A 12352-nucleotide genomic window follows, 5' to 3' on the forward strand; every position below is an offset into this window, starting at 1 on the left:
TAAAACAGAAATTTTTCAATAAAATTGAAAACAATTTTTAATTTTAGTGCAAATATTAGAATTTTTTTTGTAAAAATTTTATTCAATCATAGATTATGGGGGGCTTTAAATATTTTTGGCGGACGGACTATTTATTGTCCCACTTTGGGAGAAAAACCCCGCACTTGCAGTGCGTCGTTTCAACATAAATTTTAAATATCTTATCAAGAAAAGATAAGAATGAATCATACAGATATTTTTTAACAAAATCTTACACTTCACAGATATATTCTTTTTGTGTTGTGACACTTTCTAAATGAGCCATACACAAATAGTTTCTAACTTTTAAGTTAGTACATACATGAGGCATTCATGCCGTAATATTAAGCTCTGCACTTGCAGTGCAGAGTGGTTAACTAGTTGAAAATTTATTAAAATATCTATTTATTAAATTTATAATAGTTGTATTTTAGTAAATTTAAACTATTAATTGTCATTTGGGTGAAAACAACAACCATATTTATACTCCTGTTTATAATTTACGTGAATTCGGGATAAGGATATTGTGAACATGTAGATTAAAATCAAATTTTGTTGAAGGTTTATTGTCCCACTTTGGGAGAAAAACCCCGCACTTGCAGTGCGTCGTTTCAACATAAATTTTAAATATCTTATCAAGAAAAGATAGGATATTTTTTAACAAAATCTTACACTTCACAAATATATTCTTTTTGTGGGTTCTGTCGCATATGTTGGACAATAGAAAAAAGATTGATATAATGATCTAAAAAAGATGTTAAGATGTTTCGTATTACTGCAAGATTATTATCATATTTCAAAGGATTTTGTTCTTCACCAGAAATAATAATGTTATTTGTCTATATGAAATGCCGATTTTCTTTAAGTTATCGAGATTTGGAAGAAATGATGAGTATAAGGGGAGCAAAAATTGATCACTCTACATTACAAAGATGGGTTATAAAATTTGTACCATTGATAGATCAGGTGGTTAGAAAAAGAAAGAAGCCAGTTGGTAGTAGTTGGAGAATGGATGAGACTTATATTAAATTAAACGGTAAATGGGTTTATTTATATAGAGCACTAGATAGTCTTGGTAATACTGTAGACTTTCTGCTACGTAAGCATAGAGACAAGCCTGCAGCACTTGCATTTTTTCGTAAAGCCTTTAGAGAGAATAATTTTCCTGAGAAAGTAGTAATTGATAAAAGCGGTAGTAATACGGCTGCTCTTAATGATTTGAATACAGAAGTTCCTAAAGATTATAAAATTAAGGTTATTCAGACCAAATACCTGAATAATCTTGTAGAACAAGATCATAGGTTTATCAAAAAACGTACAAAGCCAATGCTTGGTTTTAAGAGTTTTCATTCTGCAGAAATGACTATTACCGGTATAGAAAATATTCGTATGATGCAAAAAAGACAAATAATTGGAGCTAATGATAATCTTTCTACTTTTGAGAATTTTGCTATGTTAATGGCATCATAATGTCCAAAACCTTAGTTTTAACAATCTTGATGTAGTATGATTTATAGATGCGACAAAACCGTGTCAAAATATATTGATAGGGAAGCTTCTTGTTTATTAGTGGGAGATGACACGTTATTGTCAAAGCAATACAGTAAGAAAATTGAGCTTGTACATTATCAATATTCTGGAGCTGTACATGATGTTATACCTGGTATAGGGATGGTCAACTTACTGCATTACAATGCTAAAACTGATCAATCTACCCCTGTAGATTATAGAATATATGATAAAGAAACTGATGGAAAAACAAAGAATGAGCATTTTTGTGATATGCTTACTTTAGCTAAGGAAAGAGGGATCAATCCTGATGCAGTAGTAATGGATGCGTGGTATAGCGGTTTGGAGAATTTGAAACATATACGTAATTTAGGTTGGACATGGGTTAGTAACCTAAGAAAAAATAGAAAAGTTAATCATAATGTTAGCTTAGAAAGTTTAGAGATTCCTGATGAGGGACTAAAAATTCACCTACGTGGATACGGTTGGGTTACGGTATTTAAGTTTGTGGCAAAAAATGGTCGCATTGATTACATAACAACTAACTTAGAAAATCCAACACGTGAACAAATAGAGAAAATTGTTAAGGCACGGTGGTCTATAGAAGTTTATCATCGAGAATTAAAACAAACTTGTGGTATTGAACGCTGTCAGGCACGCACGGGTCGAGCTCAGAGAAATCATATTTGCCTTGCCGTATTTGCTTGGCTCGATATGAACAAAAGGAGGATAAATGAAAAAATTACTTTATATCAACAAACTTGGGAAGTTATAAAAACATCAATTCAGAACAACATTAGATGCCTTTTAGCTGATTCGCAATTTTGCTAACTGCGAAACTCCTGTAAATATCTTATCAAGAAAAGATAAGATATTTTTTAACAAAATCTTACACTTCACAGATATATTCTTTTTGTGTTGTGACACTTTCTAAATGAGCCATACACAAATAGTTTCTAACTTTTAAGTTAGTACATACATGAGGCATTCATGCCGTAATATTAAGCTCTGCACTTGCAGTGCAGAGTGGTTAACTGTGACAAGCTTTAATCGTTGTAGAGTCAATAAAATAAATACCTGTTTCCTCACCAAACAACAAATGAATCAACATATTTAGCGGTATGAATAATCGTGCCATTAATTCAACAAATCTATTATAACTCAAGGCTTTGGGAAAATCATCCTTATGCATGCACTCTATATAACTTTTATAGAAAAATTTAAAATTCTTAGCATAGGATGTATGATACCAATTGCAATAATTAACACGGTGTATTTATCCAGTCTCTATACATAATTGATTTTACTAAATCTACATTATGAGCAAGTTGATTCCAAGCGTAACAAGCCATAGTGACGATATCTTCATATACACCATAACATTGGTTAGACAAGTAATGATTCTTGATCCATTCCCAAACTTGTTCCATTGCATTAAGTTCCGGTGCATAGGGCGGAAGCGGTATCAAAGTGATATTGCTTGGCACAGTTAGTTTTTTGGCTGTGTGCCAACCTGCATTATCCGTTAGTAAAGCTATATGTCGGTTGCCTTGAATACTGCGAGAAAGGTCTTCTAAGAATTTATTCATTGCCTGTGTGTTTGCATATGGTAAAATTAATGCAAAAGCTTCTCCTGTATCATGGCAAGCAGCTCCATAAATATATGTTGAAATGAATTGCTGTTGCCGAACTTTACGGGGTCTAGTGCCACGCTTAGCCCATATACGAGTTAAGCTACCTTGTTGCCCAACTCGAGTTTCATCTTGAGACCATATATCAACTTTACATCTATCGATATTTTTTGGTAATAATTCTGTTAACATATCTGGAAAGTTTTTTTATAGTCACCTTTTTGGTTAAAACCCCCAGCTTCAGCTGGGAAAGACTTTAGTCCTTGTTCTAATATTTCAATTCACTATAACTTGAACATATGATATTTTAACAAGACTAGCCACACTGTATTTTACCATCGCTTTAATGTTGTTTGAATCACTAAATATCGCTATAAAATACTGCAGGGTAACCTAAGAGTTAGGATCAGAGAGATAATGCACAGGCGTTAGTAATATCTCTTTAGAGTAATAGCGACTTCCAGTCTAGATATCAACCCACCAGCTTCAGCTGGTTGTTATTGAGATGTATTTTGAGTTTCTTGATTTGACTTTGGATGCATTGAACGAGAAGTAATCCAGCTAAAACCAAGGCGGTGCATAGTATTGTAGACTGTTTTTAAAGCACATTTAGCACCATATTCCTCAAGTAACATGATATGTAACTCCTTTCCAGTTATATACCCACCAGTTTTACTTTCACTGAGCGTATTGATTTTATCAAAAAGAGCAGACTCTTGTATAGTGTTAATCTTCCTAGGGGCACCGCTTCTTTGTGATTCAAATAATCCTTCAAAACCATGATTCCTAAATCTTCTGAGCCATGATTGCACAGTTTTCCAGTGTGACTTCACTATTTCAGATATGGCTTTAAAAGATTTGCCTAATTGAAGGTGATACATCGCCAATAAACGTATACAATTTCGACCATGCGGCTCATGTTTCATCATTTTTATAAAATCATGACCTTCAAAACCTTGCGGTAATATTAACCTAGCTATTTGATTACCTTTTATCAGTTAAAAAACCATTTTATAACACTGCGTTAATTATTGCAATTGGTATGAAACATAATTATTATTGTTAACATTTCACTTAGACTCATGCTACAACAGCGATTTCTTTGCTTATTTGATGGTAATAACTTTCTCTGTTCATACTCCAAATAAATTTTACAAAAATCATCTATAAAACTATATAATTCTGTGATATCTTTTCTCATGCCTGTAGTTTGTTTTTTTGTTTAAAAATATCAATACTGCAGGCACTCCTTTTTGACAATCCTTTTATCTATTACTATTTCATCTATATCTTATCCCGAACTGACGTGTAACGGAATTAGAGTACGCTGCGGTTCGAGGTGAAGCGTCTCCTTCAAATCCCTTGCGCACAAGCGAGTTTCAAAAGAGGCCTATTATAGTTATTTAATAGCCTAATCATGATTCTTTACTTTTTTTGATAATACTTCATCAAGTTCTTGCATAAGATCTTCAGGGAGTTGTTTTACTTTATTGGGAGATTCTTGAGATTGTGATTTTTCTAACACATTTGTAGTACCAATAATCTTTGATGTTTTAGGTAATTTAATGAATTCCAAACTATCTTGTGGTAGAGTTTTTATAAGATTTTTACTTAAATTATCTAGATACGATGTAGTCACAGATTCCTTAAGCCATTTTGGATATTTATCAATAGTGGTATTTTGCATAACGTCTTTTAGGGTTTCTGCTTGTAAGTAACTGTCAGAAAAGAAAATTGTTAGGACTAGGAAGATACCTAAACAAATAATCATACCTCTAAGCATGCCGGCGACTAAGCCTAGATATCTGTCAATGACCCCACCACTTATAATAGAGATCATCAAAAGAAATTTACGGGTTACAAAAGAGCATATGATTAGAGAGATAATATAAGAAATAACCCCAGAGGTAACTACCAATGCAATGTGGTTATTAAAATATCGAGTAATAATGGAAATAGTATATGGAGATAGGTAATAGGCAAAAAGAATTGAGACTATAAAGCCAAGTAAGCTAATAGTAAGCTTTATTATTCCTCCATATGCCCCGAGCATCGATGAAGTAGTAATAATTGCCAATATTATTATATCAAACCAAGTAAACATTAGACTTTTGAAAAAATTACTTTAAATTTAGAACAGGAGTTGAGTATATTTACTATCATGTTTCTAATTTTTATTAGACCTCTCAAATAAAGTTTCAAAAGAGGTCTATTGAATAGCAGTAATTTAACATTATATGTATCTAAAAGCTAGTATGTTAATAAATTTTAAAATACAATAAACATTATGAGTGTAAACGATAAGATTTTTGATAATTTATCTGGTAAGGTTCTGATCGCTACTCCTTACATGCTTGATGGTATATTTAATAAATCACTTATTTATATGCTGTCTCATACAGCAGAAGGAGCAATGGGTTTAATTTTCAATAATTTGGTGAATCATATAGAGGTAAAATCGTTTTTTAAAATATCTGATGATCAAGTAGATAGTAATATTATGATGCCTATATATCTAGGAGGACCAGTTGAGCATGAACGCGGATTCTTCCTACATTCTGATGATTATGATGAAAATCTACTATTGAAGTTTCAGAATCATTTAGCAGTTAGCTCTAATCCTAAAATCCCTCATGATATTGCTTCTGGTCATGGTCCTAAAAATAGTTTATTTATTATTGGATACACTGCTTGGAAGGCAGGGCAGCTTGAAACAGAGATTAAGGAGAATTTGTGGATAATAACAAAATGTGATAAAGAATTTATTTTTTCTGATCATCCAGAGAATAAGTGGCACAATGCTTTACACAATCTCGGTATCAAAGAATCCCACTTTACTTCACGAATGGCTAATGCTTAACATCAGATCATAAACTTGAGAATTAATTCTTCAAGTTGTTATAGTAGTTTATGGAGGGAATCTTGACTTGGGTTGTTTTTTGTACAGTGATTGCAGGTTTACTAATCTACGATCTTGGTTTTGCAAACCAAGAAAATAAAGTGATGAGCTTCCGCCAAACTATTTATTTTAGCCTTTTTTATTTAATTATAGCATGCCTCTTCGGTATTTTCATTTTTTTTGATATGGGAGGAGAAAAAGCCCGGGAATACTACACTTGCTTTTTTATAGAGAAAGCTATGTCATTGGATAATATTTTTATTATATTGATGGTTTTTCAGTTTTTCTCTATTCCTTTAATATATCAGCATCGGATATTATTCTTGGGAATTCTAGGTGTCATTGTTTTTAGAGCCATAATTATATATCTAGGTGTCATTGTTATCTCGAAATTCTCTTGGTTATTATATATTTTTGCAGCTATTCTTATAGTTACAGGCATCAAAACTTTTTATATAGCAAAAAAAAGTTTTAAAGTAGAGGAATCGTATATTTATAGAATTCTACAAAAATACTTTAATCTTACTCCTAAAATTTCCGGTTATAAATTTTTTGTTAAAACTAATAATAGGTTAAGTATTACGCCTCTTCTTGCATCATTAATAATTATAGAAATCATGGATATTGTCTTTGCCATTGATAGTATACCAGCAATATTTGCTATCACTAAGGATCCTTACATAATTTATACTTCTAATATTTTTGCCATATTAGGTTTACGTGCCTTATTCTTATGTTTAGCTAATATTGTTGAGCAATTCAGTTATATAAAATATTCGCTAGCATTAATATTAATATTTATTGGCATAAAAATATTCGCTGAACATTTTATTGAGATTCCATCTTACGCTGCATTGGCTATGACTATTACTCTTCTGTTGTTTGGTATTATTGCTTCTATTATCAGGAAAAGGAGTGTATACTAAACTGTAAACCATTAGTAATATGTATGGACCTACCCAACAATGCAAGAAAAAAATAATATATAACAGCAAAAAAATCGAATGCAGTCATGTATCCGGCTTATAGACAATAAATCAAGCAATTTATCCTATAGCCCTGATGGAATTCGCTGGCTTACAAACTTATACTTATTATTTTATCGACTTATAAATAGCCCTTAGCTAAATCAGTTTTTTTGTAAGCTAAGGTTCGTCTTATTTACCATCAATATTATCATTCTTCGCATATTCCGGATTGGAATTTGTTAAACTTCTATTACCTATAATGTCATTTCATCAATTATTTGGAGTAGTTTTTTAACTACAAACTTTACTCTCGGTATAATCATCACCTGAACTAAGTAATGCAAATACCACCCTTGCTAGCTTATTAGCTACCGCGACAACTGTTTTATTATGACCGTTTCTCTCAGATAAATTAAACATCCACTCAGTAAACTTGCTATAATCTTTTTTAGATTTTTGTTCTTCCGTGGTAAATCTTATCTTGCTATTCAGAATGGATCTTGCCCCTTGAATTAACAAAGTACGTAAATAGATATCACCTCTTTTACTAATACCAAGCAACTTATTTTTGCCACCACTAGAGTGTTGCCTTGGCACTAATCCCAACCATGCTGATAATTGCCTACCATTTTCAAAACAACTAGCATTACCTATTGAGGCTATTAAGGCTGTGGCAGTTATTAAACCTATACCTGGTATCATCATTAGTTGTTGGTGATTACTATACTGGCTAGCTATGATTTTTAATCGTTGTTCTAGCTCTTTTATTTTTTTATCATTTTCTACAAATTCTTCTTTTAACTCACTAAATGTTTGGTAGCTTAGCTGACTTAAATCCCCTTCGTCTAAAATCTCAGTTAATTTTGTTATAATCTTATTGATTCCTTGCGGAATAGTAAAACCAAATTCATATAATAGCCCTCTAATCTCATTAGCAAGTGCAGTACGATTTTTTACCAATCTCTGTCTTACCCTATGAATAAATAAAATATCTTGTTGCTCTACAGTTTTAATGGGTACAAACCTCATACTAGGTCTTGCTACTGCCTCACATATTCCTTCTGCATCAGCTTGATCATTTTTATTGGTTTTGACATAAGGCTTAACAAACTGTGGTGCCATTAGTTTTACATTATGACCTAATTTTATTGTCCCACTTTGGGAGAAAAACCCCGCACTTGCAGTGCGTCGTTTCAACATAAATTTTAAATATCTTATCAAGAAAAGATAAGATATTTTTTAACAAAATCTTACACTTCACAGATATATTTTTTTGTGTTGTGACACTTTCTAAATGAGCCATACACAAATAGTTTCTAACTTTTAAGTTAGTACATACATGAGGCATTCATGCCGTAATATTAAGCTCTGCACTTGCAGTGCAGAGTGGTTAACTAATTCTCTTGCCCAATAGCTAGCTCCACCGCAAGCTTCCATGCCTACTAGACATTTTGGTACGTTAGCCATAAAAGTTAAAACCTGTTCTCTCATTAATTTCTTCTTTAATATTGTCTTGCCATTTTTATCTACACCGTGAATTTGAAAAATTCTTTTTGCAATATCTATACCAATTGTGGTAACTTCCATATGGACCTCCTTATTGTTGTTTAGGATTCATTTCCTATCCTAGAAGATTAGCATACGCTTCTCATTCTGTATATAGGGTAGGTCCATACCATTATTTTAATTTAAGAACTAAAGAAATTTTACACTGGCATAAAATATTTTTTTATGCTAGAAGTTTGGAATTATTGTATCGTCTTATTCAAAGCTTACTTATGTATAGATGATGTTTATTCTATACAAGTCAATCATGAGTGACTAGAGTTTGAATATTTTACTAAAATTAAATTAAGTTATGAGGTTCTAATTATGGATGCAAGTGTTGCTCAGAATATCATCGAACAAGATGTTATTGAAATCGTTGCTAATACATTAAAAGTAAAAAAAGATTCAATTACCCTTGAATCTAGATTTGTTGAGGATCTTAAAGCCGATAGTTTAGATACAGTTGAATTAATGATGGCAATAGAAGCAAAGTATAAATGTGATATACCAGATGAAGATGCCAGTAAAATTTTAACTGTCTCTGATGTTGTACAGTACATAAATAAAAAAATAACTAATTAATAAATAATCATGTCGACTAGAAGAGTTGTTATAACCGGTATTGGGCTTATCACACCACTAGGAGTTGGTGTAAAGCCCTCTTGGGAAGGTATTATAAAGAGCCGCAGTGGCATCAAGTCAATCACAAAATTTGACACTTCTAACCTTGCCTGTAAAATAGCGGGTACAGTGGATCACTCAACAGATAATGGTTTTAACCCGGAAAAATTTATTGACCCTCGCAATGTCCATAAGATGGATTTATTTATCCAATATGGTATAGGAGCAGCTACTGAGGCAATCGAGGATAGCGGGTGGAAAGTAAAAGATGAATTATCGGGAGATAGAACCGGCTTAATACTTGGTTCAGGAATAGGTGGACTTGGGATGATCGAAGAAACATCCGTAAAGTTTCATAAAGAAAATAATGGCAAAGTTAGTCCATTTTTTATCCCCTCCTCATTAATTAATCTCTTTGCAGGTCATGTTTCCATTAAATACGGATTCACCGGACCAAACCAAGCTGTCGTTACAGCTTGTTCCACTGGCTCTCATGCTATAGGGGATGCTATGCGTATGATTCAATATGGCAATGTAGATGTTATGGTTGCTGGTGGGGCCGAAGCACCGGTTACTCCGGTCGGGGTGGCTGGATTCGTTGCTGCAAGAGCATTATCTACTAAATATAATTCTACGCCTGAACTTGCATCAAGACCATGGGATCAAGATCGTGATGGATTTGTAATGGGAGAAGGGGCAGGTGTTGTAGTACTTGAAGAATATGAGCATGCTTGTGCTAGAAACGCTAAGATTTATGCTGAAATTATTGGATATGGTTCTACTGGCGATGCTTATCATATGACCTCACCTCATCCCGATGGAAGAGGTGCTTATAGAGCTATGTTTTATGCTCTTAAAGATGCAAAAATTGATACAAGTCTTATTGATTATATCAATGCCCACGGCACTTCTACCCCAGTTGGTGATGCTATAGAGTTAACGGCTGTTCAAAAATTATTTTTGGATGCTAACCCGAATGTTCTTATGTCGTCAACCAAATCATCTATTGGTCATTTGCTTGGAGCAGCTGGTAGCGTAGAATTAATATATTCAATTCTTGCTATGCGAGACCAAGTTGCTCCACCAACTCTAAATTTGCATAAACCGATAGCAGAAACAAAAATAGATTTAGTTGCTTTAGAAGCTAGAAATACAAAAATTAGTTATGTACTTTCTAATTCATTTGGATTTGGAGGAACTAATGCAAGCTTAATTATTAAGAAAGTATAGAATTTACTTTTGGTTTGTATCATTTTCAAAAGTTGCAGTAGGAAGCTGGTATTTATGTTGGATAATTGTTGTAAGCTCTAAGGGGGATTCAATAATTGGTAAATGTTTGTAACATAAAGTATGTTAATATATTTTCTAGTTGTTTTGTTCCACAACACATGCTAATACTTATAAAATTTTTAAAAGTTTCTTCTATTATCTTCTTAATCTTTTCTAGAGGTTTTATACTAACAGTTTCTAGTCTGTCCGGCAAAACTCTATAAGTCTTATAGATAATAGGGCTTAATGGCAGAAAATAATAAAGAAATCCATAAGAAAATGTTAAAATATGCTAATAAACCTTATGGATTTCAGTCAATATGCCAATAGAAAATATTATCAAATCACAAAAACAAGGAAAACTTTTTGGTTATAAATTAAAAGAAGAATTAAACTCAAATAATAAGCTATATAAATTAAGAGAATTAATAAATTGGTCTGGTCTAGAAGAATGGTTATCAAAAAATGTTTCTATTAAGAGATTTGGTAGAAATAGAAAATGTCATAGAGTGATGCTTGGTGTAACGATGCTACAAGCAATGTATAATTTTTCAGATTCATTAGCAGAGGAAGAACTAAAAGAAAACATGTATTGGCAATATTTCTGTGGGTGGGAATATATAGAAACAGATATAGCGATGTCGAAAACTAGCATAAGAAGATTTCGTAATTTATTGTCCCACTTTGGGAGAAAAACCCCGCACTTGCAGTGCGTCGTTTCAACATAAATTTTAAATATCTTATCAAGAAAAGATAAGAATGAATCATACAGATATTTTTTAACAAAATCTTACACTTCACAGATATATTCTTTTTGTGTTGTGACACTTTCTAAATGAGCCATATACAAATAGTTTCTAACTTTTAAGTTAGTACATACATTAGGCATTCATGCCGTAATATTAAGCTCTGCACTTGCAGTGCAGAGTGGTTAACTCAATCATAGATTATGGGGGGCTTTAAATATTTTTGGCGGACGGACTTTCTAAATTGTGAATTCTGTCAAATATTTTAACCATTATGATATCATATATCTTGTGCTGCTATAATAATTCCATGATTTCTGCCGAGCTAATCTTTCTGTCGCACTTACCCCTAGTTAGTTTTTCTATCTGATCAGCAATTAGATTACTAAAGATATAGGCAATCTTGTTTTTGGTAAGTTTAGTATCCTCAATGGTATCATGCAGTATAGAGGTTACAGTTAAATCGGTTCTAGATGGCAACCAAATAGTGGTTGAAATTAACTAAAATAGCCTGAATTCGATGTAACAAGTTACATCGAATTCAGTATTATATATAGAAACAATCAGGTTTGAAGCGGCTGCCCACCTGATTGTTAAAATATAACACTCCATTCAATAGACCTCTTTCGAAACTCGCTTATGCACAAGGGTGTGAAGGAGACGCTTCACCTCGAACCGCAGCGTACTCGAATGTACGTGAGAATTTGAGTCTAATCCCAACGCCCAAATTACCAGCAAAAGTAGAATGATCCAAGAGGTTTAATAATAAGTCTATTGCAGATGAGTATTTACCTGCACCACTATATCTGCAAAACCTTGTGGGTTGTTGACTGCCAATTCAGCTAGCACCTTGCGATCAATATCTATGGCAGCTTTCTTCAGTCCACCCATAAACTGCGAATATACTAAATCATGCTCACGTACTGCTGCATTAATTCTTTGTATCCAAAGCCCTCTAAAATCACGCTTACGATTTCTACGATCTCTATAAGAATATTGTAGAGCTTTTTCAACTTTTTCAATTGCTACCCTAAAGCAATTATTCGATCTCCCCCTATAACCTTTAGCAAGTTTGAGAATTTTTTTATGACGATTTTTTGAAACTTTTCCTGATTTTACTCGTGACATATCTCACCTATTTCC

At 32.8% G+C, this 12352-nt stretch carries 17 protein-coding genes and 2 pseudogenes; 7 read left to right on the forward strand and 12 right to left on the reverse strand.

The genetic code is table 11. From position 1 onward, the window contains the following. Window positions 1-105: 105 nt before the first annotated feature. Both AAHN00_RS13540 and AAHN00_RS13545 read right to left on the reverse strand, forming a co-directional pair. Window positions 106-288 (reverse strand): hypothetical protein, encoded by a 183-nt coding sequence (locus tag AAHN00_RS13540; RefSeq protein ID WP_342271583.1) that lies wholly within the window; start codon window positions 286-288, stop codon window positions 106-108. Between the two features lie 223 nt (window positions 289-511). After that, window positions 512-739: a hypothetical protein gene (locus tag AAHN00_RS13545; RefSeq protein WP_342271584.1), complete on the reverse strand. Its 228-nt coding sequence runs from the start codon at window positions 737-739 to the stop codon at window positions 512-514. 41 nt (window positions 740-780) lie between these two features. Here AAHN00_RS13545 and AAHN00_RS13550 point away from each other — a divergent pair, with 41 nt between their 5' ends. Continuing rightward, complete coding sequence (locus AAHN00_RS13550; RefSeq protein ID WP_342270905.1) at window positions 781-1488, forward strand: IS6 family transposase; 708 nt, start codon at window positions 781-783, stop codon at window positions 1486-1488. Window positions 1489-1548: 60 nt separating this feature from the next. Beyond that, window positions 1549-2358 carry a transposase gene (locus AAHN00_RS13555; RefSeq protein WP_342271585.1) on the forward strand — a complete coding sequence of 270 codons (810 nt, stop codon included), beginning with the start codon at window positions 1549-1551 and terminating at the stop codon, window positions 2356-2358. Between the two features lie 199 nt (window positions 2359-2557). Here AAHN00_RS13555 and AAHN00_RS13560 read toward each other — a convergent pair whose 3' ends face one another. The 5 genes from AAHN00_RS13560 to AAHN00_RS13580 form a co-directional block, all read right to left on the reverse strand. Beyond that, on the reverse strand, window positions 2558-2719 hold the full coding sequence (locus tag AAHN00_RS13560; RefSeq protein WP_342271586.1) for a hypothetical protein: 162 nt from the start codon (window positions 2717-2719) through the stop codon (window positions 2558-2560). A 70-nt stretch (window positions 2720-2789) separates the two neighbouring features. Next, window positions 2790-3350: an IS630 family transposase gene (locus AAHN00_RS13565; protein ID WP_342270961.1), complete on the reverse strand. Its 561-nt coding sequence runs from the start codon at window positions 3348-3350 to the stop codon at window positions 2790-2792. Between the two features lie 305 nt (window positions 3351-3655). After that, on the reverse strand, window positions 3656-4087 hold the full coding sequence (locus tag AAHN00_RS13570; RefSeq protein ID WP_342271587.1) for a helix-turn-helix domain-containing protein: 432 nt from the start codon (window positions 4085-4087) through the stop codon (window positions 3656-3658). Window positions 4088-4182: 95 nt separating this feature from the next. Continuing rightward, window positions 4183-4359, reverse strand: coding sequence for a hypothetical protein (locus AAHN00_RS13575; protein ID WP_342271588.1), 177 nt, complete (start codon window positions 4357-4359; stop codon window positions 4183-4185). Window positions 4360-4569: 210 nt separating this feature from the next. Then, window positions 4570-5262: a CvpA family protein gene (locus AAHN00_RS13580; protein ID WP_342271589.1), complete on the reverse strand. Its 693-nt coding sequence runs from the start codon at window positions 5260-5262 to the stop codon at window positions 4570-4572. A gap of 183 nt (window positions 5263-5445) precedes the next feature. Here AAHN00_RS13580 and AAHN00_RS13585 point away from each other — a divergent pair, with 183 nt between their 5' ends. After that, window positions 5446-6018 (forward strand): YqgE/AlgH family protein, encoded by a 573-nt coding sequence (locus AAHN00_RS13585; RefSeq protein ID WP_341751635.1) that lies wholly within the window; start codon window positions 5446-5448, stop codon window positions 6016-6018. A gap of 62 nt (window positions 6019-6080) precedes the next feature. Continuing rightward, entirely contained in the window at window positions 6081-6983 is a 903-nt protein-coding gene (locus AAHN00_RS13590) for a TerC/Alx family metal homeostasis membrane protein (protein ID WP_341751634.1), read from the forward strand. A 333-nt stretch (window positions 6984-7316) separates the two neighbouring features. Here the strand turns inward: AAHN00_RS13590 and AAHN00_RS13595 are convergent. The 3 genes and pseudogenes from AAHN00_RS13595 to AAHN00_RS13605 all read right to left on the reverse strand — a co-directional run. Then, window positions 7317-8165, reverse strand: a pseudogene (locus AAHN00_RS13595) (IS110 family transposase); the annotation flags it as partial. Continuing rightward, complete coding sequence (locus AAHN00_RS13600; protein WP_342271140.1) at window positions 8158-8328, reverse strand: hypothetical protein; 171 nt, start codon at window positions 8326-8328, stop codon at window positions 8158-8160. The gene AAHN00_RS13600 and the pseudogene AAHN00_RS13595, both read right to left, overlap by 8 nt. Before the next feature lie 101 nt (window positions 8329-8429). Next, window positions 8430-8612: pseudogene (locus tag AAHN00_RS13605) on the reverse strand (IS110 family transposase); the annotation flags it as partial. A 285-nt stretch (window positions 8613-8897) separates the two neighbouring features. Between AAHN00_RS13605 and acpP the strand changes: the two are divergent. From acpP to AAHN00_RS13620, 3 genes are all read left to right on the forward strand, one after another. Beyond that, window positions 8898-9155 carry an acyl carrier protein gene (gene acpP, locus AAHN00_RS13610; RefSeq protein ID WP_341747960.1) on the forward strand — a complete coding sequence of 86 codons (258 nt, stop codon included), beginning with the start codon at window positions 8898-8900 and terminating at the stop codon, window positions 9153-9155. A gap of 9 nt (window positions 9156-9164) precedes the next feature. Continuing rightward, window positions 9165-10424, forward strand: a complete 1260-nt coding sequence (gene fabF, locus AAHN00_RS13615; protein WP_342271590.1) for a beta-ketoacyl-ACP synthase II — start codon at window positions 9165-9167, stop codon at window positions 10422-10424. Window positions 10425-10783: 359 nt separating this feature from the next. Continuing rightward, entirely contained in the window at window positions 10784-11191 is a 408-nt protein-coding gene (locus AAHN00_RS13620) for a transposase (protein ID WP_342271591.1), read from the forward strand. Here AAHN00_RS13620 and AAHN00_RS13625 read toward each other — a convergent pair. Together AAHN00_RS13625 and rplT are read right to left on the reverse strand one after the other, a co-directional pair. Then, window positions 11112-11291, reverse strand: coding sequence for a hypothetical protein (locus tag AAHN00_RS13625; RefSeq protein WP_342271592.1), 180 nt, complete (start codon window positions 11289-11291; stop codon window positions 11112-11114). The genes AAHN00_RS13620 and AAHN00_RS13625 overlap by 80 nt on opposite strands. Before the next feature lie 689 nt (window positions 11292-11980). Next, complete coding sequence (gene rplT / locus AAHN00_RS13635; RefSeq protein WP_342271594.1) at window positions 11981-12337, reverse strand: 50S ribosomal protein L20; 357 nt, start codon at window positions 12335-12337, stop codon at window positions 11981-11983. Window positions 12338-12352 lie beyond the last annotated feature (15 nt).

The organism is Candidatus Tisiphia endosymbiont of Parasteatoda lunata, from assembly GCF_964030955.1.
Classification (GTDB): domain Bacteria; phylum Pseudomonadota; class Alphaproteobacteria; order Rickettsiales; family Rickettsiaceae; genus Tisiphia.